We start from the raw sequence: 26,397 nt of genomic DNA, 5'->3' as shown, positions 1-26,397 counted from the left end.
ACGGGCGCGGAAAAGCTGACTGTTACACTTTGCACCGCCGTTTTGGAATCCGTCGGGTGCGTCAGATAGTTTCAGATGACATGCACCGGGGCCCAGCCACCCTTTCCGGGCACGCCATGACCAGTACCGCTGCGCTTTCTTCTCCCGACTCTGCCAACACGCCGGAGCTCGGCCGGGTGGATGCGGACTACACGCTGGACCACAAGTACACGCGCACCGATGGGCGCATCTACCTGTCCGGTGTGCAGGCGCTGGTGCGGCTGCCGCTGCTGCAGCGCCTGCGCGATGACGCCGCCGGGCTGGAGACCGCCGGCTTCATCAGCGGCTACCGCGGCAGCCCGCTGGGCGGGCTGGACCTGGAACTGTGGCGGGCGCGCAAACACCTGGACGCGGCCAAGGTCACCTTCACTCCAGGTCTGAACGAGGACCTTGCCGCCACCATGGTGTGGGGCACCCAGCAGACCAACCTGTTCCCCGGCGCGAACGTGCAGGGCGTCTACGGCATGTGGTACGGCAAAGGGCCGGGCGTGGACCGCAGCGGCGACGTCTTCAAGCACGGCAATGCCGCCGGCACCTCGCCGTTTGGCGGCGTGCTGGCGCTGGCCGCCGACGACCATGCCTGCCGCAGCTCGACCCTGCCGCACGGGTCCGAAGACGAATTCGTCAGCGCGATGATGCCCATCCTCAATCCGGCCGGAGTACAGGACATCCTGGACATGGGCCTGCTCGGCTGGGCGATGAGCCGCTACACCGGGCGCTGGATCGGCTTCAAGACGATTGCCGAAACGGTGGAATCGTCCGCCTCGGTGGACGTGAACCCGTTCGCGCGCACCATCGTGCTGCCGGAGGATTTCGCACTGCCGCCGGGCGGCTTGAGCATCCGCTGGCCGGACCCGCCGGTGGACCAGGAGATGCGCCTGCACCGGTATGCGATCGCCGCCGCGCAAGCCTTTGCGCGCGCAAACCACATCGACAAGGTGGTGCTGGATTCACCAAATGCGCGACTGGGCATCGTCACCACCGGCAAGAGCTACCTGGACGTGCTGCAGGCGCTGGAATACCTGGGCCTGGACGCGCAGGCCTGCGCGCAGATCGGCATCCGCGTCTACAAGGTCGGCATGACCTGGCCGCTGGAGCCGGTAGGGATCAGCGCGTTTGCGCAGGGGCTTGAAGACATCGTGGTGGTGGAAGAGAAAAAGGCCTTCATCGAGCGCCAGATGAAGGAACTGTTCTACAACTGGCCGGCCAGCGCCGGCGCGCGGCCGAGCATTGTCGGCAAGTACGATGAGCAGGGCGCGTGGATCCTGCCGTCCACCGGCGAACTGACGCCGGCCACCATCGCGGCGGTGATCGGCAGGCGCATCCTGCGCCTGCTGCAATCGAGCACGATCAATACCGATTCGATCCAGCAGCGGCTGCGCTGGATGGACGCCAAGGAAGCGGAAATGGCTTTGCCGCGCGCGCAATTCCCGCGCGTGCCGCATTACTGCTCCGGCTGCCCGCACAACACCTCCACCGCCGTGCCGGAAGGCTCGCGCGCGCTGGGCGGTATCGGTTGCCACTACATGGTGACCTGGATGAACCGCGCCACCGACACCTTCACCCACATGGGCGGCGAAGGTGTCACGTGGTCCGGGCAGGCGCCGTTTACCGACACCCCGCACGTGTTCCAGAACCTGGGCGATGGCACGTATTTCCATAGCGGCTCACTGGCGATCCGGCAGTCGGTCGCCACCGGCGTCAACATCACCTACAAGATTCTCTACAACGATGCGGTGGCGATGACCGGCGGGCAGCCGGTGGACGGCACGCTCACCGTGCCGGACATCGCCCACCAGCTGCGCGCCGAAGGCATCCATGAGATTGCGGTGGTCAGCGACGACATTGGCAAGTGGACGCGGCGGCGCGAGCTGTTTCCGCCTGAGGTCGCGTTTCACGATCGTGGCGAACTGGATGCCGTGCAGCAGCATCTGCGCACCGTCAAGGGCGTGTCGATCCTGATCTTCGACCAGACCTGCGCCACCGAGAAACGCCGCCGTCGCAAGCGCGGCAAGCTGGTCGATCCGCCAAAGCGGGTGATGATCAATTCGCTGGTGTGCGAAGGCTGCGGCGATTGCGGCGAGAAAAGCTTTTGCGTGTCGGTGTTGCCGAAGGAAACCGAATTCGGGCGCAAGCGCCAGATCGACCAGTCCAACTGCAACAAGGATTATTCGTGCGTCGCGGGCTTTTGCCCGAGCTTTGTCACCGTGCATGGCGGTGCCCCGCGCAAGGGCAAGCGGCGCGACGCCAGCACGCTGCTGGACACGCTTCCCTCACCGCCCAAGCGCACCGCGCTGGAACGGCCCTGGAACATCCTGATCACCGGCGTCGGCGGCACCGGCGTGGTGACCATCGGCGCGCTGCTCGGCATGGCCGGGCACCTGGAAGGCAAGGGCGCCACGGTGCTGGACCAGACCGGCCTGGCACAGAAAGGCGGCGCGGTGACCACGCATATCCGCATCGCACGCCAGCCCGCCGACATCCACGCCGTGCGCATCGCCGCCGGCGAAGCAGACCTGGTGCTGGGCTGCGACATGGTGGTGGTCAACGATTATTGGGCGCTCTCCAAGGTGCGCGATGGCCGCACCCAGGTGGTGCTCAACACCTACGAAGCAATGCCGGGCACGTTCACCACGCAACCGGACCTGCAGTTTCCCGCTGCCGAGATCATCGCCGGTGTGCGCACTGCGCTCGGTGGCCAGGAGCCGTTGTTGCTGGATGCCACGCAGCTGGCAACGGCGTTGCTGGGCGACGCCATCGCCAGCAATCTGTTCGTGCTTGGCTACGCGTGGCAGCACGGGTTGGTGCCGCTATCGCATGCGGCGCTGATGCGCGCGATCGAACTCAATGGTGCAGCCGTTGCGATGAATCAGCAGGCGTTCGCCTGGGGGCGCCTGGCGGCGATCGATCTGCCGGCGGTGCAACGCGCTGCGGGTCTGGCCGGTGCCGACGCGCCTGCACATCTGCATGGCGATACACCGCATGCACGCGGACCAGGCAGCTGGGAAGAGCACGATCTCAGCGGCCAGAGCGCACCGCGTGCGCTGGCACAGACCGACGGCAGCACGTTGCATGGCGAGGTCGCTGCACCGGCCGCGCCGCTCGACGACGAGCAGTTGGCGCATTCGCTGGACGAGGCCATCGCGCGTCGCGTCGCGTTCCTGACCGACTACCAGGATGCGGCCTACGCGCAGCGTTATCGCAGCCTGGTCGAGCGCGTACGCACGCACGAGCTGCAGCGCGTGCCCGGCAGCAGCGCACTGACCGAGGCGGTGGCCCGGTACGCCTTCAAGCTGATGGCCTACAAGGACGAATACGAGGTGGCGCGGCTGTATACGCGTGGCGATTTCCAGCGCCGGTTGCAACAACAGTTCGAGGGCGACTACACGCTGCGCTTCCACCTGGCGCCGCCGTTGCTGGCAAAGAAAGACGCACACGGCAACCTGATCAAACGCGAGTACGGGCCGTGGATGTTCACCGCCTTCAAGCTGCTGGCGCGGTTGAAGTTCCTGCGTGGCGGCAAGTTCGACGTCTTCGGCTACAGCGAAGAACGGCGTGGCGAGCGTCGGCTGATTGCCGATTACAGCGCAACCGTGGACATGCTGCTGGAACGGCTGGATGCCGATAACGTGGGCTTGGCCGCGCAGATCGCCAGCATTCCGGAACACATTCGCGGCTATGGCCACGTCAAGCATGCGCATCTGCAGGAAGCCAGGGCGCGCGAAGCCGCGCTGCTGGCGCAGTGGCGTAATCCCAAGGCGTTGCACGTGGTGCAGGCGGCCTGATGTCACCGAACGATTACATCCTTTTGATGTAGTCGCTCGGCGACATTCGGTTTAATCCCGCTACATACGGCAGCTGGCGCATCCACTCAATGGGGCTTCAGTCGAAATGCGGCCCACGCATCAGTCGAATCGGTCCGCGTGCGGTGGCAGGGTCCACAGTTCGACCCTGCTGGGTGATCCGTACCAGGCCTCTGCCTGCGGCAGCTGCGGCCACCGCACGCACCTGGGGCATCAGGCTTCGCCACACCGCCGCGTCATCGCTCAAGGCACGCGCGACTTCCGAGGGACAGATCGATTGCTCGGGCCGACGTTGCGCAAGCAGGTGCCGGATCAACGCGGCCACCTGCGCATCATCGGGCGACTGCACGCCCGCCCCGCGGGATCACAATGGGCGCAGCAGGCGCAGGCCGAACCAATCCTTGGCATCGTTCCAGCCGTGGGTGACCTTGAGCCCGGCTGCGGCAGCCAGTTCGGCAAAGCGCGCGTCGGTGTATTTGCAGCTGTATTCGACCTGCATCGCTTCGCCTTCGGCAAACGCGATGTCCTTGCCGCCAACCTGCACGCGCTGCGCGCGTTGGCTGATCAGGAAGGTTTCGATGCGGCCGCGCTCACGGACATACACCGCGTGGTGACGGAAACCGTCCAGATCGAAATCGCTCCCGATCTCGCGATTGAGCCGCGCCAGCAGGTTCAAGGTGAACTCGGCGGTGATACCGGCTGCGTCGTTGTAGGCCGCTTCGATCAGCCCGGCGTCCTTGTCCAGATCGATGCCGATCAGGGCGCAACCGTCGCTGCCCATGGTCTGGCGCATCGCGTCCAGCAGTTCGATCGCGGCCGCGTCGGCGAAATTGCCGAGCGTGGAGCCGGGGAAGAACACCACGTGCCGCCGCGCCGGGCGCTGCGCATCGGGCAGGCGCAGCGGCTTGGTGAAGTCGGTGCACACCGGCAACATCTGGATCTGCGGAAATTGCTGGGCCAGCCGCGCAGTGCTTTCCAGCAGCGCGGTGCGCGAGATTTCCAGCGGCGTGTAGGCCACCACATCGCGCAGGCCCTGCAGCAGCAATTCGGTCTTGCGGCCGCTGCCGCTGCCGTATTCGACCACATGCACGCCGGCGCCGATCGCCTGTGCGATCGAGCCCATGCTGGCTTCCAGCAAACCCAGCTCGGTCCTGGTGAGGTAATACTCCGGCTGCTGCGTAATGGCTTCGAACAGTTGCGAGCCGCGCGCATCGTAGAAATATTTCGACGGCAGCGTCTTGGGCGTTTGCGACAACCCCGCCAGTGCATCGGCGGTGATGTCGTCCGGCTGCGGGCGCAGGTCGGTCAGCGCGGCGTGCGCGCGTTGCAGGGCATGGGCGGCGGCGTTCAAGGCAGATCCTTGGCAAGGCGCACGCCGGCAAACTGCCAACGCGCATCGGAGGGGAAAAAGTTGCGGTAACTGGCACGCAGATGGCTGGCCGGGCTGGCGCAACTGCCACCACGCAAGACCCATTGCGCATTCATGAATTTGCCGTTGTATTCGCCCAGCGACCCGGGCCACGGGGTAAAGCCTGGATACGGCAGGTACGCACTACCGGTCCACTCCCAGACATCGCCGAACAGCTGCTGGATACCGGTGTCCACTGCTTCGGCGCCACGCGGATGCAACGCATCGGTGTCGACGAAATTGCCCTGTACCGGCACGCCGGTCGCGGCCTGCTCCCACTCGGCTTCGGTGGGAAGGCGCGCACCGGCCCAGCGCGCGAACGCATCGGCTTCGAACAGGCTCAGATGACAGACCGGCGCGTGTGGATCGCGCGTGCGCCAGCCGTCCAGCGTGAACTCGCGGCCATCGGCATCCCAATACAAGGGATGTTGCCAACCCTGCGCCTGCACCATCGCCCAGCCATCGCTGAGCCAGGCACCGGCACTGCGGTAGCCGCCGTCATCGATGAATTGCTGGAACTCGGCGTTGGTGACCACACGGCTGGCCAGCGCATGCGCACCGACCAGCACGCGATGGCGTGGCGATTCGTTGTCGTAGGCGAAGCTGTCGGCCTGTGGCCATGCAGCGGCGCCGATCTGGACGATCTGCTCGTCGCGCGCATGCCAGCGCAGCGGGCTGGCAACGGCCGCAGGCGGTGTGGGCAGGTCACGGTAGGCCGGCTGCAACGGGTTGCTCCACAGCGCATGCTTGATATCGGTCAGCAGCAACTCCTGGTGTTGCTGCTCGTGCTGGATGCCGAGCTGCACGACGGTGCAGGCCTGTGCATCGAGCAGGCCCTCGCGCAAGCGCTGTTGCATCTGCCTATCGACCGCAGCACGGTAGTCGCGTACCTGCTGCAACGAGGGGCGCGAAAGCACGCCGCGGCGGGCCCGCGCATGCATCGGCCCCACGCTCTGGTAGTAGCTGTTGAACAGGAAGTCCCAGGCCGGGTCGAACACGCGGTACGCCGGATCGGCCTGCAGCACGAAGCGTTCGAAAAACCAGGTGGTGTGCGCCAGATGCCATTTGCTCGGGCTCGCGTCCGGCATGCTCTGCACCATCGCGTCTTCGGCGCTCAAGGGTGCGGCGAGACGGTCGCTCAGCGCGCGGGTCTGCGCGTAGCGTTCCAGCAGCATCAACTGCTGTTGCTGGAGGTGGCCCAGCAGAGGTGAGAGTGCAGACATCGCCCTATGCTTGGGGAGCGCCCGTGAACGTGCCGTGTGGGCAGCGTGGCAGCCAGCGGTAAGCTGTGGGCATGTCATCGCCATCTCTGTCCAGTACGCTTGCTGCGCCCCTCGCGTGGGCCCAGCGTCAGCAGGCGTTCGCGCTGCCTTCCGGGGTCATCCATCTGGATGCGGCGTCGCGTGGTCCGTTGTTGCGCGCCATGCAGACCGTTGCGCACCAGGCGGTCGATGCAATGGCCACACCATGGCGGTTGCCGTTCGATACCTGGTTACAGCAGATCGAGCAGGTGCGCGGACTTGCGGCCGCGCTATTGGACGGCGATGCCGATGCGGTGGCCATGGTGCCGTCGGCCGCGCACGGCCTGGCCACGGCCGCGCGCAATCTGCCTGTGCAAGCCGGCGACGCAGTGCTGGTGCTGGAAGGGCAATTTCCGTCCAATCTGTTGATCTGGCAGCGCCGCTGCGCAGAGACCGGCGCGCATCTGGTGGCGGTGCCCGCCACCGCTGGCGGCAGCTTGACCGATGCAGTGCTGCAGACCATTGCCGACACGCCTGCGCTGCGGATTGCCAGCTTGCCGCATGCGTACTGGCTGGACGGGCGAATGCTGGATCTGGACCGCATCAGTGCCGCCGTGCAGGCACGCGGCGCTGCCCTGGTGCTGGACCTGAGCCAGAGCCTGGGGGTGTTGCCACCGGATCTGCCGCGCTGGCAACCGGATTTCGTAGTCAGCGTCGGGCACAAATGGTTGCTCGGGCCGATGGGATTGGCGTGGCTGTGGGTCGCACCGCAGTGGCGCACGGACGGGCTGCCGATCGAAGAACACTGGATCGGCCGCGATGCGGGCAGCAGTTGGGAATTTCCGGTGGCCAGCGCGCCGCGGTATCGCAGCGGTGCACGCCGATTCGATGCGGGCGGGGTTGCCGACCCATTGCGGGTCGCAATGGCCACGGTGGCCCTGCAACAACTCACCGCGTGGCAGCCGGCGCGCATCGCAGCGGCGTTGGGCGAGTTGACTGCGCATTGGGACGCCGCCCTGCAGGCGCGCGGCGTGGGCAGCTGGTGCACGCCCGGACATGCGCCGCATCTCACCGCACTGCAGCCGCCGGCAGCGGCATTGGATGCGGTGGCAGAGGCGCTCGGCGCGAGTGGCGTGATCTGCACGCGTCGGCATGGACGTCTGCGCATCGCGCCACATTTGAGCGTCACCGACCACGCGTTATCACAGGTCATTGCAGCGCTGCCGGATGGGTGAGGCGGCGCGCAGGCATCGCTGGCCAGGCATCTGCAGCGGTACTGGTTGCAACACATGTACGCAGGCCTGCGCGTCGTCAGGCAGCACCGGCAAGGCTCCATCGCAGGCCAGCGCGCTCTACGAACGACAATTGGCGCAAGGATCAGTGGCAGCGAAGCGGCGCGCTCGGTTTTCAGCGATTGAACGCCGCGTCACTGCCGCTGGCTGATCCGCAACCCACGCGGCGTTACCCATCGCTCGGCGCCTTCGAACACCGCCTGCACCAGCAGCGCAAGCACGGCAGCGGGAATGGCGCCTTCCAAAATCAGGCCGATATCGTCCAGGCGGATGCCGGTGAGAATCGGTTGGCCATAGCCGCCCGCACCGATCAGCGCACCCAGCGTGGCGGTGCCCACATTGATCACCGCCGCGGTCTGGATGCCGGCCACGATCGTGCGGCGGGCCAGCGGCAGTTCCACCCGCCACAGGCGTGTCCACGCGGGCAATCCGATGGCGTGCGCAGTCTGGCGCAGTTCGCGTGGGATCGAGGTCAGCCCTGCATGGGTGTTGCGCACGATCGGCAGCAGGCTATACAAGAACAGCGCGGCAATCGCCGGCTTGGCGCCGATGCCGAACAGCGGAATCATGAAGACGAATACCGCCAACGACGGCAGCGTCTGCAGCACACCGGTCAACGACAACACCACCTGCCCCAGACGTGGACGCCGCGCCGCCAGCACGCCCAACGGCAGCGCAAGCAGCAACGCCAGACCCAAAGAAATACCCACCAACGCCAGATGCTCGCGCGTATGCCGCAGCAGCCGCGTCAAACGCGAGTCCGTTTCAGAGGCCGGCGTGACGCCCAGCCAACGCGCGGCAACCGCCGCTTCGGACTGCCGCTCCAGTTTGACCTGTGCATTGAGCCGTTGCATGGTCGCTTCATCGATACGTCCTTGCAGCCCCCGCAAGGCCTGCAGCATCGCCGGCGAGCGGTGCGCCAGGTCCTTGCGATACACAAAAATCGCCTGGTAGTCCGGGAAATAATGGCGGTCGTCGCGTAGCACCTGCAGCTGGTAATACGGAATTTCCGCATCGGTGCTGTACAGATCGGTGACCTCGATGGCGCCGCTCTGCAACGCGCGATAGGCCAGGTCGTGATCCAGCCCGGTCGCGGCCTGCGGCAGCGCGTACGCCGCGCGCACGCCCGGCCAGCCATCGGCGCGCTGCATGAACTCATTGCTCAGACCGATCTTGAGGCTGGGATGCCGTGCAAGATCCGACAACGAGGCGATGCCCAATGCCTGCGCACGTTCGCGCTTCATACCGAAGGCATAGGTGTTCTGGAAACCCAGCGAATCGGTCATCGCCAGCCCGCGTGCGTCGAGTGCGGCACGCAGCTCGGCCTGGCTGGCGTTGGGCAGTTGCAGCAGCTCCTGTGCCAGCGTGCCGGTGTATTCGGCATACGCGTCGATCTGCCCGGTCTCCAGCGCCCGCCACAGGATGCGCGTGCCACCGAGTTGTGCGCGGTGCTGCACGTCTACACCATCACGTTTGCCGGCGGCGGTGGCGATTTCGCCAAGAATCACCGCTTCGGTGAAGTTCTTCGACCCAATGGTGACCTGCGCGGCCTGCGCGCTAACACTGCAGATCAGCCACACCACGGCGATGAGCGCACGCGCCATCATGCGGCATCGCCAATGCTGCGCTGGGCGGTGAGAAAGCGCTGCACGAACGCATCGGCCGGCTGCTCCAGCAGATCGCGCGCACGGCCTTGCTGCACGATGCGGCCGGCGCGCATCAGCACCAGGTTGTCGGCCAGATAGGCGGCTTCGGCCACGTCATGCGTCACCAGCACCACGGTCTTGCCCAGCTGCGCGAACAGTTCGCGCATCTGCGCCTGCAGGTCGTAGCGCACGATGGGATCGAGCGCGCCGAGTGGTTCGTCCAGCAACAAGGCCGGCGGGTCCAGCATCAATGCACGAATCAGCCCCACGCGCTGGCGTTGACCACCGGAGAGTTCGGCCGGGTAGCGCGCCAGCAACTGCGTTGGCAATTGGCACAGGGCGCACAAGACATCCAGACGCGCCTCGATGCGTTCCCGCGCCCAGCCCAGCGTCTGTGCCAGCAAGGTCACGTTGCTGCGTGCATCCAGATGCGGAAACAAGCCGCCTTCCTGGATGACGTAGCCGATGCGTTGCCGTTGCGCCTGCAGGTTGGCGCGCTGCAACGGGGTGCCGTCGAAAGCGACCGTGCCGCTGTCCGGCCACTCCAGCCCGACCAGCATGCGCAGCACGGTGGATTTGCCGGCGCCGCTCGGGCCGATCAATGCGGTCGTGATGCCGCTGGCAAACGTCAGCGAGACAGCATCGAGTGCGATGGCCTGGCCGTAGCGGCGGCTGACCCGGTCGAGAGTGAACATGCGGCCGAGCTTGCCGAAGGCAGCGTCAGCCACGCGCGAAGGTGTGCATCAGCGGGGCGGCGCCAGCAGTTCGCGTGCACTCAGGTAGCCGTCGCCATCGGCATCCTGGCGCGCGAAGCGCGCGATCAAGGTGGCACGATGCGCCGCACGGGTGATCGGCTTGCCGCGACGGCCCGGCAGTTCATCGCCTTCCAGCACGCCATCGTGATCGGTATCGCGTTGATCGAAGGCGTAGCTCATCCAGGCTAGATATTCGTCCAGGCTCACCCGCCCATCGCCATCGGTATCCATGCGCTGCAGATATTGCTGGCTGTCCTGGACCTGGGCCTGCGCGGCAATCGCCGGCACACAGGCACACCACACAACCAGCAAGGCACGCACGATCACGCCACGCGCCCGGTGTATACGCACCACAGCGCGCCTGCCGCCCGGGTTACGCACCACTCAGCGCATACCCCTTGAGCCGCGCCGCATACGCCTGCAACGCGGCATTGCCGCTGGCCTCGGCCTCATGGCACCACTGCTGCAATTGCCGGAGCCGTTCGGACGCATCGTGGCTGCGCGCTTCCAGTACCGCGGTCAGCCGCGCACGGTACTCGACCAGCGTGCGCATGCGCGGACGCTGCGCCACCCATGCCTGCAACTGTGCACGCGCATCCGGCTTGAGCCAGCGCCCGTCGTCGACCAGGCCCTTGCGCAGGCGACGCGGCAGCAACTCGCGCAGCTTGGCGCCGGTGACGGCCGCCTCTTCGCGCAACGCCGGCTTGAGCACATTGCGCTGGTAGTCGGTCATGGCCTGGAACCGGTGCGAGAGCAGCGCCTTGAGCGTGTCGGCATCGGGCACGGCGATATTGGGGCGGATATCCAGCGACGGCGCCACCCGCAACACCTTGGCAAGGCCCAGTGCCTGCAAGCCGCGAATGGCGACCCAACCGATATCCAGCTCCCAACGCCGCATCGAAAACCGCGCCGAGCTCGGGAAGGCATGATGGTTGTTATGCAATTCTTCGCCACCGATCCACAGCGCCCAGGGCGTGAGGTTGGTGGAGGTGTCGGCCGATTCGAAATTGCGATAGCCCCACCAGTGGCCCAGGCCGTTGACCACACCGGCGGCCCAGAACGGAATCCACGCCATCTGGATTGCCCACAACGCAATTCCCGGCAATCCGAACAACACCGAGTTGATCACCAGCAACGCCATCGGGCCGGCGTTGGCATGCGGCGTGTACAGATGCCGTTCGATCCAGTCGCTGGGCGCGCCCTTGCCGTATTGCTCGATGTCGGCACGCTCGGCACGCGCCTGCCGATACAGCTCCACACCGCGCCAGAACACCTGGCCGATGCCCTTGGTCTGCGGGCTGTGCGGGTCTTCCTCGGTCTCGACCTTGGCGTGATGCTTGCGATGGATCGCGACCCATTCGCGGGTGATCATCGAGGTAGTCAACCAGGTCCAGAAGCGGAAGAAATGCGCGATGGCCGGATGGAAATCCACACCGCGATGCGCCTGGCTGCGATGCAGGTACAAGGTCACTGCAAAGATGGTGAGCTGGGTGAAGACTAGCAGCACCGCCAGCATGCCCCACGCGCCCAGCCCTGCCACGCCGGAAGTCAGAACGTCGATGATCGGATCGGACAACATCGGCATCTCCACAGCAGCGCTCTCCATTTGATGCAGACATGATGGGGGCGATCGCGGCAAACTTCACCCTTCGGATGCGTAGGGTTGCACCTACATTTCTAAAGCGGTTCAGACCCCCTTCCCCACTTCCGTCTGCTGTCACCCGTATGACTGTTGCCACCGAACATGCTGCCGATTCCACTGTCGTTACCAACGCCGCCCAGCTGATCGAACTCGACCAGGCCAGCGTGATGCGCGGCCAGGTCCGGGTCCTGCATGCGCTGAGCCTGCGCATCGCGCTGGGGCAGCACACCGCGATCCTGGGGCCCAATGGCTGCGGCAAATCGTCCTTCATCAAATTGATCACGCGCGAGTTGTACCCGCTAGCGCGCGCCGACGGTCTGCCCGCAGTGAAGGTGATGGGACAAACGCGCTGGCAGGTGGATCGCCTGCGCTCGCAATTGGGCATCGTCACCGGCGATCTGAGCGTCAATCTGGCCGACATGCCCGGGCTGGATGTGGAAAGCGCGGTGCTCTCCGGATTCTTCGCCAGCTACGTGGTGCCGCCGCATCGCGAGATCAGCGACGACATGCGTGCACGCGCGCGCGAAGCGCTGGCGCTGGCGCGCGCATTGCCGCTGGTGGACCGGCAATTTGCGCAATTGTCGGCCGGCGAAACGCGCCGTGTGCTGATTGCGCGTGCGCTGGTCAATCGCCCGCAGGCGTTGCTGCTGGACGAGCCGTCCACCGGGCTGGATCTGGTGGCACGCCAGCACCTGCTCGAGACGATGCGGCACCTCGCCCGGCAAGGCATCACGCTGGTGCTGGTGACCCATCACATCGAAGAAATCGTGCCGGAGATCGAACGGGTGATCCTGCTGCGCGCCGGCAAGGTGGTGGCCGACGGCACGCGTGAGGCGCTGCTCACCGATGCCAGCCTGTCGGCCGTGTTCGATGGCCCGGTGCGGGTGCAGCGTGATGGCGCGCGCTGTTGGGCAACGGTGGGCGAGTAAGGGCCACCCATCCCGCAGCTCGCGCAGGCCGTGTCCTTGCACGAGCTGCCAGCGATGCTCCGCATCGCGATGGCGAAGCGCTCCGGACGGGCGCACAACCGCGTCACAACCACGCTCTGCAGACATGACCTTGGACACGGGACGCCGCCGCGGCGCTTGCGCTTAGACTCGCCGCACACACAGACAGGAGTCGTCCGATGGCCCAGTGGTATTTCCATAACCCCGGACAGGCCGACCGTCTCGGCCCCCTCGACGATGCCAGCGCTCGCGCGCATGCGCAGCGCCAACCCGATGCGCTCGCCTGGCGCGACGGGCTCGATGGCTGGACGCCGGCCCGTCAGCTGGCCGAGCTGCAGGGGGGCGGTAGCGTGCCGCCGCCGTTGACCGGCATGAGCGGGCGCGCAGATGAGATCGACTACCGCATCGTCGGCAACGACATGCAGTTCGTCGAAGTCGAGCTGGACCCCGGCGAAAGCGCCATCGCCGAGGCCGGTGCGCTGATGTACAAGGACGCGGCGGTGCAGATGGACACCGTGTTCGGCGACGGCTCGCATGCCGGTCAAAGTGGCGGCGGGCTGATGGGCAAGCTGCTGTCGGCCGGCAAACGCGTGGTCACCGGCGAAAGCATGTTCACCACCGTGTTCACCCACGCCGGCAGCGGCAAGGCCAAGGTCGCCTTCGCCGCACCCTACCCGGGCACGGTGCTGGCGCTGCGCCTGTCCGAGCATGGCGGCCAGCTGATCTGCCAGAAGGACAGCTTTTTGGCCGGCGCGCGCGGGGTATCGCTGGGCATCGCCTTCCAGCGCAAGATCCTCACCGGCCTGTTCGGCGGCGAGGGCTTCATCATGCAGAAGCTCGAAGGCGACGGCTGGGTGTTCGTGCATGCAGGCGGCACGGTCGTCGAACGCGAGCTGGGCCCGGGCGAGCGTATCGACGTGGACACCGGCTGCGTGGTGGCCTACCACGCCGGCGTGGACATGGACGTGCGCCGCGTTGCTGGCCTGAAGAGCATGTTCTTCGGCGGCGAAGGCGTGTTCCTGGCCACCCTCACCGGCCCGGGCAAGGTCTGGCTACAATCGCTGCCGTTCTCGCGCATGGCCGGCCGCATGCTGCAGGCCGCCCCGCAAGCCGGCGGCCAACAGCGCGGCGAAGGCTCGGTGCTGGGCGGCCTGGGGCGGTTGCTGGATGGCGATAACCGCTTCTGACCTACATCCGGCGCGGCCGCGCCCATCTCAGGAGGGCGGCGGCATCACGTTCATCACCGCCAGTGTCATCGCTTCCACGCCGGTCCGGATGCTTGGCTGCGGCACCGGCGCGAAGTCCGGCGAATGGTTCACCGGAATGCGCTCGCCCGTTTGCCGGGCCTGCTGCAGCCACTGCGGATCGAGTCCACCGATGCCGAAGTAGAACGACGGCACGCCGGCAGCGACGAAGGCCGAATAGTCTTCGCTGGCGGCACTCGGTTCGCGCTGGCGCTCGGCATCGACCCCGAACGCCTGCGCGAAAACCGCCCCGGTACGCTCGGCCAGCGCTGCATCGTTGATCACCGCCCTGGACCCGCGCTCGCCCAGGGCGATCTGCGGTACCGGCGCGCCGGCCATCTGCGCACTGGCCAGCGCGGTACGTCGCACGCCGTCGAGCAGCTTGTCGCGCACCTGAGGGTCGTGGCTGCGGATGGTGCCGCGCAGCTGCGCGCGGTCTGGGATGACGTTGCCGGCCGTGCCGGCGTTGAACGCTCCAATACTGACCACGCCAAACGCAGCCGGGTCTTTTTCGCGACTGATCACGCTCTGCACATCGACAACGAAGCGCGCCGCGATCAGGATCGGATCGATCGTCGCGGCGGGCATCGCCCCATGCCCGCCCTTGCCTTGGAACACCACCTCCAGCGCATCGGAGTTGGAGGTCACCGCCCCGGCCTTGTAGAACACATGGCCGTAGGCATCCGGACCGACATGCAGGGCAAAGCCGTAGTCCGGCTTGCCGAACCGGGCAAACAGGCCATCGTCAAGCATCGCCTGCGCACCGCGACCCTTTTCCTCCGCTGGTTGGGCGATGAACATCAGCGTGCCGCGCCATTGGGCGCGCAGCTGCACCAAGGTTGCGGCCGTGCCGACCCAGGCCGCCATGTGAATGTCGTGACCGCAGGTATGCGCCACATAGGTATCGCGGTCACTGGACTGCAGATGGACGTCGCTGGCGTACGCCAGCCCCGTGGTTTCCCGCATCGGCAACGCATCTAGTTCAGTGCGCACCATGATCGTGGGGCCGGGGCCATTGTGATACATCGCCACCAGCCCAGTCCGGCCAATGCCCGCGCTGACCTGAAACCCCAGCGCGCGCATTTCCTTGGCCAGCCGTTGCGCAGTCGCGGTTTCCTCGAAGCCCAGTTCGGGGTGCTGGTGCACGGTCCGGTATAGCGCCTCCCAACGTGGATAGTCCCGATCCAGAATGCCATCGACCTGCCGCTTGACCGCTACCGCGTCCAGCGCATGACAGGGCAATGCGGCTAGCAGCAGTGACAGCGCCAGTCCACGCAGCGGACACCGCGCAGACGCGTGATCGAAGATGCTGCTGCTGCAGACTGTGCGTTTGGCCGAGTCCATGCCCTACGGTACCAACGCAAGGACGCCCGATACCATCAGGGCAGGCGAGGTGTGCGCGCAGCGCGCAATATCTGCGCATGACGCCCTGCCGCCCGCCGCCAACGCAGACCGGCGGCCAGGGCTGCGGCGTGTATGCTGCGCCGCTGTCCACATCGCGCCCTGTGCACGCTCGCCATGACCGCCTTTCCTAGCAAGTGCCTCCTGTTGTCCCTGTCCCTGTCACTGGCCGGGCTGCTCAGCGCCTGCGGGGGCGAGCCACGCCCGGCGACACCGGCGCCGGTGGTGCAGGTACCTTCGGCCGCAGCCCCCAAGCCCATCAAGATCGGCGTCGCGCTCGGTGGCGGTGCGGCCAAGGGCTTTGCGCATATCGGGGTGATCAAGATGCTCGAGGCCAACGGCTTCGCACCGGTGGTGGTGTCTGGCACCAGCGCCGGCAGCGTGGTGGGCGCGTTGTATGCCAGCGGCATGGATGCGTTCCAAATGCAGGAAAAGGCCGTCGCGCTCGACCAGACCAGCATCCGCGATGTGCGGCTGTTTTCCGGTGGGCTGGTGCAGGGCCAGAAACTGCAGGACTACGTCAACGAACAGCTCGGCGGCAAGCCGATCGAAAAACTGCGCAAGCCGTTCGCGGCGGTCGCCACGCGACTGGAAGATGGCGAACGCACCGTGTTCGTGCGCGGTAATGCCGGCCAGGCGGTGCGCGCGTCCAGCAGCATCCCGGGCGTGTTCGAGCCGGTGACCATCGGTCAATATCACTTCGTCGATGGCGGCGTGGTCAGCCCGGTGCCGGTGGATGCGGCGCGCCAGTTGGGTGCCGAATTTGTGGTGGCGGTGGATATCTCCAGCAAGGCCAGCGGCAAGAATCCGGGGGACCTGCTGGGCACGGTGAACCAGTCGATTTCGATCATGGGCCAGCGCCTGGGCGAGGCCGAACTCAAACGTGCCGACGTGGTCATTCGCCCGAAGGTCAACGAGATCGGCTCGGCCGATTTCAACCAACGTGCTGCGGCGATCCTCGAAGGCGAGCGCGCCGCAATGGCGGTGATGCCGCAGATTCGCGCCAAGATTGCGCAACTGCAGGCCGCGCGCAGCAGCGCAGTCCGGACCGCCGCCGACCAGGCCAAAGCGGCCAAGCAACAGGCGTACGAGCGCTGCCTGGAACAACGCTCGCGTTGGGAAAAACTGCGTGGCAAGGACCAGGCCTGCGTGGCACCGTGATGCGGCTGCGGTGCGAGGCGATCCGCAGTTGATGCCGGTGCCGCGCGAGCTCATGCGGAACTGAGCGGGCGTGGGCGCCTGGTTCGAGACGCGCGCATTTAGACCAGATGCGTGGGGCGACTGCGTTATTGATGCCTTGTGCTGATGTCCTGAGGGTGGCCGGACAAGGTCGCGGCCTGAGCCGCTTCGACGACGGCGTGGCGGTTCTTTCGGGTGCGCTGAGACGTGTCGGATGGGCGCGCGGCCGGGGCCGCTCCGACCGGGGCGGGGGTCTTTGGGTGTATCGGCGACGTCGGCACGGCCGGCGCCGCGCTTGTAGGAGCGGCCCTGGCCGCGAGGCCTTATCGGTAGCAACGCCTGGACTTGATGGGCAATGTCTCAAGCCCAGACGTCATCGGCAATGTCTCAATACCGCCAACGCAGCGACACGCTGACAAAGCGCGGTTCGCCGTAGTTCTGATAATCCAGATTCGCCCAATAGGTCTTGTCGAACGCATTGCGCACCGCCAGCGTGGCGGTCCATTGGTCGCTGATGCGGTAGTTGGCGTTGAAATGCACCAGCGCGTACGGGTTCTGCACCACGGTGACCGGGGTGGTGGCGCCAGTGCCGTCGCCGGTGGGGCGCGCGATATTGAAGCCGCGCACCGCGCTCTGCCAGCTCACGCCGCCGCCGATGCTCAAGCGGTCCCACGTCCCCGGCAGGCGCCACTGGGTGGAGAGCTGCAGATAATCTTCGGGCAGGTTGGCGTAGATCGCATCGGTCGGCGCGCGGGTGACCTTGACGTGGGTATAGCCAGCGTTGATGGTCCAGCCGGGCAGCACTTCGCCATTGAAGTCCACTTCCCATCCGCGGCTCTTGGTGCCGTCCACGCCGATGTACGCAGAGCTGCCATCCGGCAGCGAGGCTTCCGGCTGGGTCATGTCGCGCACCGCGTAGTTGTCCTGCTTGGCCTCGAACACGGCAGCAGTGGCCATCGCATGACCATCGAACAACTGCGCCTTGATGCCGGCTTCCAGGTTGGAGCCTTCCACCGGTGCGAGCAGGTTGTTGTCCTTGTCGCGGTAGTTCTGCGGATTGAAGATTTCGGTGTAGCTGGCGTACACCGACACATCCGGCACGATGTCGTAGACCAGACCCACGTACGGGGTGACTTCGTCGCTGACGTCATAACGGCCGCTGGTGCCGGTGTAGCTGCCGCTGGCATTGAACGCCTGGGTGCGGGTCTCCCACGAACTCAATCGCGCGCCGGCAATCAACGACAGCGGGTCGGCCAGCCGCAAGCGCGTGGAGGCATACACGCCGCGCTGGGTGGTGCGTGCCTGGCGACGCGCACCGGTGCGCGTATAGGTCACTTCCGAAGCGTCGCCATTCCAGTGGCGGATGTTGGGAATGAAATAGCAACGTTCGCTGCCGCAGGTGGCCCAGTCGTCGGGATAGGTCTGCGCCAGGGTATAGGTGGTCGATTGCAGGTCCTGCCAGCTGCCGCCGATCACCACATCGTGCTGGCGGCCGAACAGGGCGAATCCGCCGGACAGATACACGTCCACGCTATCGCGCGTGTCCTGCGTTTCGCCAGCGTTGGCGCGCAGAAACACGCTGCTGCCATCGGCGGCCGGGTAACCGGTGCCGTAGACGCGCAGGCTCTGCACGGCGCCCTTGGTGTGGGCGGCGTTGACGCGCAGCAACCAGTCCTGCCCGAAGCGTTGTTCCAGGTTGGCAAACGCGGTGCTGGTTTCGCGCTGCCAGCGGGTCCATTCCGGCGCCATGTTGGTCGAGCGCGACAGGTTGGCGAAGGAGCCGTCGGCCGCGAAGAACGGCACCGTGCCCCAGGTCGAGCCGACCGGGGTGTTGTCCTGGCGCTGATAGCCGACGGTGAGCGTGGTGCTGTCGGTCAGATCGCCTTCCAGCACTGCCATGCCCGACATCTTGTTGTCGTGGTACCGGTCGTAGTAGTAATCGCGGTCTTGCCAGGCCGCGACCACGCGGCTGCGCCAGCGCCCGTCTTCGGTCAGCGGCGCATTGACGTCGGCCTGCATGCGGCGGAAATCCCAGGTGCCCGCACTCACCCCGAACGCGGCATCGAAGTCCTTGCCCGGGCGCTTGCGCAACAGGTTGACCGTGGCCGAGGGAATGCCCGCACCGGTGAGCAGGCCATTGGCACCGCGGATCACCTCGATGCGGTCGTAGAAGACCGTGTCGTATTCCTGGTTGGTCGCACCGCTGTAGGTGGGCAGGCCATCGACCTGGAAGTCGGTGATCTGGAAACCGCGCGCGAAATACAGCGGGCGCTGGGTGTCGTAGAACGACACGTTGACGCCGGTGACGTTGCGCATCACATCGTCGATGCTGAACAGCGATTGCTCTTCCAGCCGCTGCAGCCCGATCACGCTCACCGATTGCGGCGTTTCCTGCAAGGTCAGCGGCAGGCGTGTGGTGGTGGCCGGCTGCGCGCGGCTCACCGTGCCGTTGACGCTGACCTGGTCGAGCGTCGTGGCGTTGGTCGCGTCGGCGGATTCGGCGGCATGGGTGGCGGGAGCCAAGGTCGACAGCGCGCACAGCAGCGCGGCAGGCAACAAGCCAAGGGGAGCGATGGCAGCAGACATGGGGCGTTCTCGTCGATCGCTGCGGACGCAGCGCGTCACGCAACAGGGAAAGGCACAGGCACACGCAGGCGTCCACTCGAACCGGCTGGCTGACCCTGCGTGGGCTGGCGATGCGACACGAACGACATGGCCGGACGCGGCCAGGATGTGAGGTAAATGTAAATCGTTATCGTTTATGTGGCAAGCAGCACGTTTCTTGCGTCCGCCTGGAAACCGGCGCAACGCCGGTGCGTCTTTCCGGCTGCGGCATGCGGGCGGCGCCCTGCCCTACTGGCACGCGGCTGGTTTGCACCTCAGGCCAGATGCGACAGCGGCAGACCTTCCGGCGCCTTCACCGTGCGCAGCACGAAGCTGGAATTCACATCCGACACGCCGGTGGCATTGAGCAGGCGATCGAGCAGAAACCGCGAGAAGTGTTCCAGGTCGCGGACCTGTACCTGCAGCAGGTAATCCATGTCGCCGGTCAGCGCCCAGCACGCCACCACCTCGTCCCAGCCGCGCACGCCCTCGGCGAAATGTTCGATGTCGGCCTGCCCGTGCTGCTCCAGCTGCACGCGCACAAACGCCTGCAAGCCCAGTCCCAGCGCGCGCGCGTCCAGGCGCGCGCCATAGCCGGCGATGATGCCGGCCGCCTCCAGCCGCTGGGTGCGGCGCAGGCACGCCGACGCCGACAGATTGACCTGCACGGCCAGCTCCGCATTACTGCTGCGCCCCTGCGTCTGCAGCAGGGCGAGCAGGCGCACATCGGTGCGGTCCAGGGCGATGGGTTGATCCATATGTTGCGCAGCAGCAGACGATGACGCACGAATCTTGCGCCAATCCGCTTGCACCGCGCAAGATTCGCAATCCCGTTGCGCGCACATCCGGCTAAGGTGACGGCTGATCACCGGGAAGAGCCGCTGCATGAATACCGCCCCGCAACGCGTCGAAAACCAGCTCACCGACAAAGGCTATGTGCCGGTCTACACCACCGCGGTCGTGGAGCAGCCGTGGGACAGCTACAGCGCCGACGATCACGCCACCTGGGGCACCTTGTATCGGCGCCAGCGCGAGCTGCTGGTGGGCCGCGCCTGCGACGAGTTCCTGCAGGCGCAGGACGCGATGGGCATGGGCGAAACGCACATCCCGCGCTTCGATGCGCTCAATCGCGTGCTGCAGGCGGCCACCGGCTGGACCCTGGTCGGCGTGCAGGGCCTGCTGCCGGAACTGGACTTTTTCGATCATCTGGCCAACAAACGCTTTCCGGTGACGTGGTGGATCCGCCGGCCCGATCAGATCGATTACATCGCCGAACCCGATCTGTTCCATGACCTGTTCGGCCACGTGCCGTTGTTGATGAACCCGCTGTTTGCCGACTTCATGCAGGCCTATGGCCGCGGCGGGGTCAAGGCGCACGGCATCGGCCCGGACGCGCTGCAGAACCTCACCCGGCTGTACTGGTACACGGTGGAATTCGGTCTGATCGACACGCCACAGGGCCTGCGCATCTACGGTGCCGGCATCGTGTCGTCCAAGGGCGAATCGCTGTATTCGCTGGACTCGCCCGCACCCAACCGCATCGGGTTCGACCTGCAGCGCATCATGCGCACGCGCTACCGCATCGACAGCTTCCAGAAGACCTATTTCGTCATCGACAGCTTTGCGCAGCTGATGGAGGCCACCGCGCCGGACTTCACCCCGATCTATGCCGAGCTTGCCCAGCAACCGCAGGTGCCGGCGGGTGATGTGCTGCCGGGCGATCGGGTGATCCAACGCGGTAGCGGTGAGGGTTGGAGCCGCGACGGCGACGTGTGAGGTCGCTGCCGAGGTCACGCCGACCAACCGCTGCGCGGCGGTGCGGCGCGGTCACGATGCCGCGATGTGACCTGCATCGACTCGACACCACCGCCGACGCGCACTAAGGTCAAACCTCCCTACATCGCCTTCGCTCAATGGACCTGACGCATCTGCGCATCCGGCGCTTGGAGCTGGACGACACCCGCCTGCTGTTCACCCTGGCCAACGGCATCCGCATCGACGAGCCCATCCAGGCGCATCGGCTCCTGCTCAAGGCATCGCCGCCGCAACGCGCGCAATGGCAGATCACCGAGGACGGCTTCGGGGTGAACTGGCCCGCGGTGGCGCCTCCCACCGCGGAGGGCCTGCTCAACATGCCCGAGTTGCTGTGGCGCCGCCGCGCTGCCCGCGCCCAGGCCAAGCTCGCCCAGTTGCGCGGGCGCATGGATGCGCTGTCGCCGGGCGAACGCGAACTGATCGCGCTGGCGCGGCTGGATGCGGACATGAACGAGAGCGGCTACGCCCGCTATTTCGACCGCTGGGATGCGGCGACCCGCAGCGATGCGTTGCGGGGTCTGGCCGCCATGGGCGCGGCGCAAGCGCGTCAAGCCATCGAGGGCCTGGGCGCGGTGTTCGAGCGCCTGGAAGAAGATCCGAATCTGCTCAGCATCGAAGACATTCTCGATGCCATGAGCGACACCGACCGCCAACGCGTGGACGGGTGGGAAGAGGTCTACTACCGCCGCTCGGCCGAACTGGCGCGCCTGGGGCTGACGCACTACGGGGTGGATAAGGCCTGACGGTGCTGGAAAGCTTGCATCGCTGGATGTCGGCCGCGACCACCCCTGACATGGTTTGTGCGCCGGCGTGATCGGCTGTCTGCCGTCGCTGGCTCCTGCCGCTGATCCACTGCAGCCATCTGCACGTGGAAGCAGGCGACTCGCAGGCTGGCCGTGCCTGATGACAACTCAGCCCATTTGAAAAACGCAGCGCTTCGTTGCAGCTGCGCTGTCTGAGGCGCGAGGGCTACTTGGATGCGGTGTACGCCAGCAACAGCACCAGCGATTCTTCGCCGGTTTGCTGCAAGGCGTGCGTGCTGCCCGGCCGCGTCAACAACGCATCGCCAGCGGCGACGTTGTATTGCTTTCCGTCCAGCGCATATAAACCGCGCCCACTGACGATGTAATAAATCTCATCCTTGTCGTGCAGATGCAGGCCGATGCCGGCGCCCTTGTGCAGCACGCGTTTGCGCAGCACGAATTTCAGCGCCGGTGCATCTGCGAAGAACGGATACGCCGTGGTCGGGCCGGCGCCGCCATGCGGGCCGGGCTGTTCGCGGGCGAGATCGCGCTCGTGCACCACCAGCGAGGGATGCGCCTGCGCGGCGCGTTGCGCGCTGGTGTCGGGCGCAGCACCGCAATCGGCGTCGCGCTGCAGCTGCGCCTTGAGCGCCGGCTGCAGCTGCAACCAACCGTGCACCACCAGGCAGGCGATGGCGGTCGCGCCGGCGCGGCTGAAGTGGGTACCGTCGGCCTTGCCCTGTTCGGGCACGAACAGGAAATACGGTTTGGCCGCCTGCTCGCCGAGTGCGCGAATCCAGTCGCTGGAACTGGCGTTGAGATCGATCAAGCCAACGTGTTCCTGCGCGGCGAGTTGCTGCATCGCCAAGGTGTAGCGACCGTGGGTGTCGAGCAACGCGCCGAAGTCGTACAACAGCCGGGCGGCCGGCGTAATCAGGATGGGCGTCGCGCCTTTGTCGCGCGCAGTGGCGACATAGCGGCGCAGGAACTGCACGTAGTCGGTCGTGGGGTCGGTATAGCGCGTGGGGTCTTCGCGTTTGGCGTCGTTGTGGCCGAACTGGATCAGCAAGACATCGCCGCGTTGCAATTCTTTTGCGATGGCATCCAGCCGCCCTTCGGCGATGAAACTGCGCGTGCTGCGGCCGCCCTTGGCGTGATTGCGCACCTGCCATTGCGCCGGGTCGAACCAGTCCTGCAGCAGTTGGCCCCAACCGGCTTGCGGCGCGCGCTCGGCACCGTATTGGGCAGCGGTGGAATCGCCGGCGATGAAGATGCGGTGGGGTTCGGCGCGGGCGCTATTTGCGCAGAGCAGCAGCAATGCGAACAGCAGCAGACGCATGATGGGCTCCGGGAACAATGCTAAGGACGCGACGCTGTTTCCTTCTCCCATCGGGAGAAGGTGCCCGAAGGGCGGATGAGGATGCGGCGGCAAGGAAATGCAGGACGGCCGTCCTGTCTTCTCAAGCCCTTCAAGCCTCCCCCGTTCAAGCCAGCTGTCTTCCGCCTTATCCTCACCCCAACCCCTCTCCCGGCGGGAGAGGGGCTAAAACGCACCGACTAATTACGCAGCTGCTGCAGCAGCTTCGGTCTTGCCCAGCAGGCCGGCAACGAAGTTGCGGATTTCAGCATCCTGGGCGTTGTCGAAGAAGCACTGCTGGAAGCGCTCGCCGCCGATGGCCTGCTTGATCAGTTCCGGGTCGATGGCGCGCAGGCCGTCCAGGTACGACTTGGCGGTGGCCTGCTTGAGCTGGGTCAGGATGCCGGCGTTGGCCTGCTGCGATTCGCGACGCTCGGCCGGATAACCCATGCCACGCTCGCCGCTGAAGGCCTTTTCGAAGATGTAGCGCACGTTGATTTCCGCACCCCAGCCGTAGCCCTTGGCAAACGCCAGCGACAGCGCGTTGCCGTTGTTGACCTGGGCAAACAGGTAGGCGTCGGTCGGCTCGATGCAGTAGCCGCAAAACACGCCCGGATGGGCGTTGAGCGACATCATCGCGCCCTGGCCGGTGCCGCAACCGGCAACCACGAAGTCCACCGCCTTGGAGTTCAGCAGCAGGCTGGCGACGATGCCCAGGTGGATGTAGGTCAGGCGGTGGTCGTTGTCGCCGTCCATGCCGACGTTGAACACGCTGTGGCCCTGCTCGCTGGCGACCTCGTTGAGCTGCTGCAGGATCACCGGGTTCTTGGCGGCCTGGCTGAACTCATTCATGAGTGCGATTTTCATGGGGATGCTCCGATTGGTTTGGGGAAGTTGTGTCGACTGTGGAGTCGGTTGGTGTGCGCGCCTGGGTGCGGTCTTGATTCGCTTTTCAGGTGCGTTGTCGGTGAGCGATCAGGTTCTGAAGAACGTGTCGGAGCTGCGGGACGCGTCTGGTCATGTGCGTGCACCCCGACCCTCATCCGCCCTTCGGCACCTTCTCCCACTGGGAGAAGGAGAGCCGTACAGAGGCGAGCGCTTAGCGCGCCAGCCAACCACCGTCGACCGGAATGATGGCGCCGTTGACGTAGTCCGACGCGCTGCTGGCCAGGAACACGGCGGTGCCGCCCAGGTCGGCCGGCACGCCCCAGCGCGCGGCCGGAATGCGGTCCAGGATGGCCTTGTTGCGGTCTTCGTCGGCACGCAGCTGCGCGGTGTTGTCGGTGGCCATATAGCCCGGTGCGATGGCATTGGTGGTCACGCCCTTGCTGGCCCATTCGTTGGCAAGCAGGCGGGTGATGCCGGCGATGCCGGACTTGCTGGCAGTGTAGGACGGCACGCGGATACCGCCCTGGAACGACAGCATCGAGGCGATGTTGATGATCTTGCCGCGGCCCTGCGCGATGAAGTGACGGCCTGCGGCCTGCGCCATGAAGAAGGCCGATTTCAGGTTGACGTTGAGCACGTCGTCCCAGTCCTGCTCGCTGAAATCCACCGCATCGGTGCGACGGATCAGGCCGGCGTTGTTGACCAGGATATCCAGCCCGCCGAGGCCGGCGATGGTCTCCTCGATGATGCGCTGCACCGGCTCGATGCTGATCAGGTTGGCTTCGATGGCGATGAAGCGGCGGCCCAGCGCCTTGACCTTGGCTTCGGTCTCGGTGGGCGCCTGGATGCCAGCGGCAGCGATGTCGGCACCTGCCTCGGCCAAGGCCAATGCGATGCCCTGGCCCAGGCCGGTATTGGCACCGGTGACCAGTGCGACCTTGCCTTCGAGACTGAACGGATTGCTCATTACCTTATCGCTCCTGCTGGATGTGCCGTGGTGTGATGAGTAGCCGCGCAGCGCGCGGCCGGGTTGTACGAACTGCTGCAACGCCGGCGCCCAACTGGGTCGCGCCAGCGTTGTTGGCGCCGGCCTCGCACCAGGCGGCGTCATGTCTGGCCTGGTGGGTGCCGGCACGTCGATGCAGGCCTTACTTGAGCTGGCAGATGTCCAGCACGTGCATGTCGGTGTAATCCAGGTTTTCGCCGCCCATTGCCCAGATGAAGGCGTAATTGCTGGTGCCGGCGCCCATGTGGATGGACCACGGCGGCGACACCACCGCTTCGTTGTTCTGGATCACGATGTGGCGCTGCGCATCGGGTTCGCCCATGAAGTGGTAGACGCGGTCGTTGGCGCCCAGGTCGAAATAGAAATACACCTCGCTGCGGCGGTCGTGCAGATGCGGCGGCATGGTGTTCCAGACGCTGCCGGGCTTGAGCACGGTCAGGCCGAGCAACAGCTGCGAGGACTGGCAGGTGGCCGGCACGATGTACTGGTAGATGGTGCGCTCGTTGCTGGTTTCCAGCGCACCGCGCTCCAGTGCCACCGCATCCTTGATCGAGAGTTGCTTGGTCTCAAAGCGCGCATGCGCCGGCGTGGAGGCGAGATAGAACTTGGCCGGGTTGGCCGCGTCTGCGGAGGCAAAACTGACATCGGTGCTGCCCATCGCCACGTACAGGCCGTCCTTGGGCCCCAGCGTGTAGGCGGTGCCGTCCACGGTCACCGTGCCGGTGCCTGCGCCGACATTGAGAACGCCCAGCTCGCGACGCTCCAGGAACGGATGCCCCGCGGCCGAGGCGGGCTCGGTCTGCCTGGGCAGTTCCAGCGTCTTGCCCAGCGGCGCGGCGCCACCGAGCACGAAGCGCTCGTAGTGGGTGTACTTGAGCGTCACCGCGTCGTCCACGAACAGCCCATCGAGCAGATACAGCTCGCGCAGCGCGTCGTTGCTGGCGCCCTTGATGGCGTCGGGATGGGTGGCGTAGTGCGTTTTGCAGTACAGGGACATGGCACTTCTCCAAGGCAAGCAAGGGGGAACGTGGGCTTGCACGGGGCTAGTCTACCGACTCTGGTTAACCGGTGTCATTGCGCAGTGCACGAAAGACGGTGTCGGTGGACGCACGGACTACCAACTCCCTTCTCCCATCGTGAGAAGGTGCCCCGCAGGGGCGGATGAGGGTACGAGGCTGCGCGCTGTGTTGAAGAGCACAGCTTGCTTTGTGGGTGGTGGCCTATTGCCTTCCGGCGCAAGCCTGAGCTTTCTAAATTGGCTGCCTGCCGCCTTACCCTCACCCCAACCCCCGCTCCGCGCCCCGGCCCGCGCCAGCGGCGCGGGCGCTCCAAGGCACGCGCGGCGATGCCGCGCAAGCTGTGCCTTCTCGCCCCGGCGGGAGAGGGG

At 66.0% G+C, this 26,397-nt stretch carries 21 protein-coding genes; 7 read left to right on the top strand and 14 right to left on the bottom strand.

Annotated features, from left to right (window positions below; translation table 11 throughout):
- The first annotated feature begins 80 nt into the window (after positions 1–80).
- The gene (locus ACCQ07_RS00900) at positions 81–3,824 is read left to right on the top strand and encodes an indolepyruvate ferredoxin oxidoreductase family protein (RefSeq protein ID WP_209242195.1); all 3,744 of its coding nucleotides are present in this window, start codon (positions 81–83) and stop codon (positions 3,822–3,824) included.
- A gap of 97 nt (positions 3,825–3,921) precedes the next feature.
- On the opposite strand, the gene ACCQ07_RS00895 is transcribed toward ACCQ07_RS00900, so the two are convergent.
- The 3 genes from ACCQ07_RS00895 to egtB are packed head-to-tail and all read right to left on the bottom strand — an operon-like array spanning position 3,922 to position 6,473.
- Positions 3,922–4,191, bottom strand: coding sequence for a DUF3253 domain-containing protein (locus ACCQ07_RS00895; protein WP_031420622.1), 270 nt, complete (start codon positions 4,189–4,191; stop codon positions 3,922–3,924).
- Between the two features lie 15 nt (positions 4,192–4,206).
- Positions 4,207–5,193, bottom strand: coding sequence for an L-histidine N(alpha)-methyltransferase (gene egtD, locus ACCQ07_RS00890; RefSeq protein WP_014088986.1), 987 nt, complete (start codon positions 5,191–5,193; stop codon positions 4,207–4,209).
- Complete coding sequence (gene egtB / locus ACCQ07_RS00885) at positions 5,190–6,473, bottom strand: ergothioneine biosynthesis protein EgtB (RefSeq protein ID WP_029818216.1); 1,284 nt, start codon at positions 6,471–6,473, stop codon at positions 5,190–5,192. The genes egtD and egtB overlap by 4 nt, the downstream gene beginning before the upstream one ends.
- 71 nt (positions 6,474–6,544) lie before the next feature.
- Here egtB and ACCQ07_RS00880 point away from each other — a divergent pair, with 71 nt between their 5' ends.
- Positions 6,545–7,726 carry an aminotransferase class V-fold PLP-dependent enzyme gene (locus ACCQ07_RS00880; RefSeq protein ID WP_057681296.1) on the top strand — a complete coding sequence of 394 codons (1,182 nt, stop codon included), beginning with the start codon at positions 6,545–6,547 and terminating at the stop codon, positions 7,724–7,726.
- A 191-nt stretch (positions 7,727–7,917) separates the two neighbouring features.
- On the opposite strand, the gene ACCQ07_RS00875 is transcribed toward ACCQ07_RS00880, so the two are convergent.
- Genes ACCQ07_RS00875 through ACCQ07_RS00860 form a run of 4 tightly spaced genes read right to left on the bottom strand, consistent with a single transcriptional unit; the run spans position 7,918 to position 11,763 of the window.
- Entirely contained in the window at positions 7,918–9,390 is a 1,473-nt protein-coding gene (locus tag ACCQ07_RS00875; protein ID WP_011345901.1) for an ABC transporter permease/substrate-binding protein, read from the bottom strand.
- Entirely contained in the window at positions 9,387–10,124 is a 738-nt protein-coding gene (locus tag ACCQ07_RS00870) for an ATP-binding cassette domain-containing protein (RefSeq protein WP_042774052.1), read from the bottom strand. Before ACCQ07_RS00870 ends, ACCQ07_RS00875 begins: the two co-directional genes overlap by 4 nt.
- 48 nt (positions 10,125–10,172) lie before the next feature.
- Positions 10,173–10,568 carry an EF-hand domain-containing protein gene (locus ACCQ07_RS00865; protein ID WP_057681295.1) on the bottom strand — a complete coding sequence of 132 codons (396 nt, stop codon included), beginning with the start codon at positions 10,566–10,568 and terminating at the stop codon, positions 10,173–10,175.
- Positions 10,558–11,763: a DesA family fatty acid desaturase gene (locus ACCQ07_RS00860; RefSeq protein WP_057681359.1), complete on the bottom strand. Its 1,206-nt coding sequence runs from the start codon at positions 11,761–11,763 to the stop codon at positions 10,558–10,560. Before ACCQ07_RS00860 ends, ACCQ07_RS00865 begins: the two co-directional genes overlap by 11 nt.
- A gap of 146 nt (positions 11,764–11,909) precedes the next feature.
- On the opposite strand from ACCQ07_RS00860, the gene ACCQ07_RS00855 reads away from it, so the two are divergent.
- Together ACCQ07_RS00855 and ACCQ07_RS00850 are read left to right on the top strand one after the other, a co-directional pair.
- Entirely contained in the window at positions 11,910–12,755 is an 846-nt protein-coding gene (locus ACCQ07_RS00855) for an ABC transporter ATP-binding protein (RefSeq protein WP_372356634.1), read from the top strand.
- Positions 12,756–12,952: 197 nt separating this feature from the next.
- On the top strand, positions 12,953–13,960 hold the full coding sequence (locus ACCQ07_RS00850; RefSeq protein ID WP_218496854.1) for a TIGR00266 family protein: 1,008 nt from the start codon (positions 12,953–12,955) through the stop codon (positions 13,958–13,960).
- Between the two features lie 27 nt (positions 13,961–13,987).
- Here the strand turns inward: ACCQ07_RS00850 and ACCQ07_RS00845 are convergent, their stop codons facing one another.
- Positions 13,988–15,361: an amidohydrolase gene (locus ACCQ07_RS00845; RefSeq protein WP_014088979.1), complete on the bottom strand. Its 1,374-nt coding sequence runs from the start codon at positions 15,359–15,361 to the stop codon at positions 13,988–13,990.
- A 174-nt stretch (positions 15,362–15,535) separates the two neighbouring features.
- Between ACCQ07_RS00845 and ACCQ07_RS00840 the strand changes: the two genes are divergently transcribed.
- Positions 15,536–16,579, top strand: a complete 1,044-nt coding sequence (locus ACCQ07_RS00840; RefSeq protein WP_218504629.1) for a patatin-like phospholipase family protein — start codon at positions 15,536–15,538, stop codon at positions 16,577–16,579.
- 405 nt (positions 16,580–16,984) lie between these two features.
- Here ACCQ07_RS00840 and ACCQ07_RS00835 read toward each other — a convergent pair whose 3' ends face one another.
- The gene (locus tag ACCQ07_RS00835; RefSeq protein ID WP_372363699.1) at positions 16,985–19,183 is read right to left on the bottom strand and encodes a TonB-dependent siderophore receptor; all 2,199 of its coding nucleotides are present in this window, start codon (positions 19,181–19,183) and stop codon (positions 16,985–16,987) included.
- 293 nt (positions 19,184–19,476) lie between these two features.
- Positions 19,477–19,959 carry an Lrp/AsnC family transcriptional regulator gene (locus ACCQ07_RS00830; protein WP_029818208.1) on the bottom strand — a complete coding sequence of 161 codons (483 nt, stop codon included), beginning with the start codon at positions 19,957–19,959 and terminating at the stop codon, positions 19,477–19,479.
- Positions 19,960–20,086: 127 nt separating this feature from the next.
- Between ACCQ07_RS00830 and phhA the strand changes: the two genes are divergently transcribed.
- Positions 20,087–20,977, top strand: coding sequence for a phenylalanine 4-monooxygenase (gene phhA / locus ACCQ07_RS00825; RefSeq protein ID WP_057681292.1), 891 nt, complete (start codon positions 20,087–20,089; stop codon positions 20,975–20,977).
- Positions 20,978–21,114: 137 nt separating this feature from the next.
- Positions 21,115–21,759 (top strand): DMP19 family protein, encoded by a 645-nt coding sequence (locus ACCQ07_RS00820; RefSeq protein WP_008575027.1) that lies wholly within the window; start codon positions 21,115–21,117, stop codon positions 21,757–21,759.
- 226 nt (positions 21,760–21,985) lie between these two features.
- Here the strand turns inward: ACCQ07_RS00820 and ACCQ07_RS00815 are convergent, their stop codons facing one another.
- From ACCQ07_RS00815 to kduI, 4 genes are all read right to left on the bottom strand, one after another.
- Positions 21,986–23,098 carry a GDSL-type esterase/lipase family protein gene (locus ACCQ07_RS00815; RefSeq protein ID WP_372363698.1) on the bottom strand — a complete coding sequence of 371 codons (1,113 nt, stop codon included), beginning with the start codon at positions 23,096–23,098 and terminating at the stop codon, positions 21,986–21,988.
- 222 nt (positions 23,099–23,320) lie between these two features.
- A complete protein-coding gene (locus ACCQ07_RS00810; protein WP_008575029.1) occupies positions 23,321–23,983 on the bottom strand; it encodes an RpiB/LacA/LacB family sugar-phosphate isomerase in 663 nt (220 codons plus the stop codon).
- A 232-nt stretch (positions 23,984–24,215) separates the two neighbouring features.
- Positions 24,216–24,971 carry a 2-dehydro-3-deoxy-D-gluconate 5-dehydrogenase KduD gene (gene kduD / locus ACCQ07_RS00805; protein WP_008575030.1) on the bottom strand — a complete coding sequence of 252 codons (756 nt, stop codon included), beginning with the start codon at positions 24,969–24,971 and terminating at the stop codon, positions 24,216–24,218.
- Positions 24,972–25,152: 181 nt separating this feature from the next.
- A complete protein-coding gene (gene kduI, locus ACCQ07_RS00800; RefSeq protein WP_011345891.1) occupies positions 25,153–26,007 on the bottom strand; it encodes a 5-dehydro-4-deoxy-D-glucuronate isomerase in 855 nt (284 codons plus the stop codon).
- Between the last annotated feature and the right edge of the window lie 390 nt (positions 26,008–26,397).

Origin of the sequence: Xanthomonas sp. NCPPB 3583, assembly GCF_041475715.2 — a bacterium.
Classification (GTDB): Bacteria; Pseudomonadota; Gammaproteobacteria; order Xanthomonadales; family Xanthomonadaceae; genus Xanthomonas; species Xanthomonas euvesicatoria.
Note: the sequence above shows the minus strand (reverse complement) of the source record. Positions and strands in the feature narration are given on the sequence as shown.

Bases quoted from the DNA above. Each gene is read 5' to 3' on its own strand.
- ACCQ07_RS00900 (WP_209242195.1), top strand. From the start codon at position 81: ATGCACCGGGGCCCAGCCACCCTTTCCGGGCACGCCATGACCAGTACC.
- egtB (WP_029818216.1), bottom strand. From the start codon at position 6,473: ATGTCTGCACTCTCACCTCTGCTGGGCCACCTCCAGCAACAGCAGTTG.
- ACCQ07_RS00880 (WP_057681296.1), top strand. From the start codon at position 6,545: ATGTCATCGCCATCTCTGTCCAGTACGCTTGCTGCGCCCCTCGCGTGG.
- ACCQ07_RS00875 (WP_011345901.1), bottom strand. From the start codon at position 9,390: ATGATGGCGCGTGCGCTCATCGCCGTGGTGTGGCTGATCTGCAGTGTT.
- ACCQ07_RS00870 (WP_042774052.1), bottom strand. From the start codon at position 10,124: ATGTTCACTCTCGACCGGGTCAGCCGCCGCTACGGCCAGGCCATCGCA.
- ACCQ07_RS00860 (WP_057681359.1), bottom strand. From the start codon at position 11,763: ATGTTGTCCGATCCGATCATCGACGTTCTGACTTCCGGCGTGGCAGGG.
- ACCQ07_RS00855 (WP_372356634.1), top strand. From the start codon at position 11,910: ATGACTGTTGCCACCGAACATGCTGCCGATTCCACTGTCGTTACCAAC.
- ACCQ07_RS00850 (WP_218496854.1), top strand. From the start codon at position 12,953: ATGGCCCAGTGGTATTTCCATAACCCCGGACAGGCCGACCGTCTCGGC.
- ACCQ07_RS00845 (WP_014088979.1), bottom strand. From the start codon at position 15,361: ATGGACTCGGCCAAACGCACAGTCTGCAGCAGCAGCATCTTCGATCAC.
- ACCQ07_RS00840 (WP_218504629.1), top strand. From the start codon at position 15,536: ATGACCGCCTTTCCTAGCAAGTGCCTCCTGTTGTCCCTGTCCCTGTCA.
- ACCQ07_RS00835 (WP_372363699.1), bottom strand. From the start codon at position 19,183: ATGTCTGCTGCCATCGCTCCCCTTGGCTTGTTGCCTGCCGCGCTGCTG.
- ACCQ07_RS00830 (WP_029818208.1), bottom strand. From the start codon at position 19,959: ATGGATCAACCCATCGCCCTGGACCGCACCGATGTGCGCCTGCTCGCC.
- phhA (WP_057681292.1), top strand. From the start codon at position 20,087: ATGAATACCGCCCCGCAACGCGTCGAAAACCAGCTCACCGACAAAGGC.
- ACCQ07_RS00820 (WP_008575027.1), top strand. From the start codon at position 21,115: ATGGACCTGACGCATCTGCGCATCCGGCGCTTGGAGCTGGACGACACC.
- ACCQ07_RS00815 (WP_372363698.1), bottom strand. From the start codon at position 23,098: ATGCGTCTGCTGCTGTTCGCATTGCTGCTGCTCTGCGCAAATAGCGCC.
- ACCQ07_RS00810 (WP_008575029.1), bottom strand. From the start codon at position 23,983: ATGAAAATCGCACTCATGAATGAGTTCAGCCAGGCCGCCAAGAACCCG.
- kduD (WP_008575030.1), bottom strand. From the start codon at position 24,971: ATGAGCAATCCGTTCAGTCTCGAAGGCAAGGTCGCACTGGTCACCGGT.
- kduI (WP_011345891.1), bottom strand. From the start codon at position 26,007: ATGTCCCTGTACTGCAAAACGCACTACGCCACCCATCCCGACGCCATC.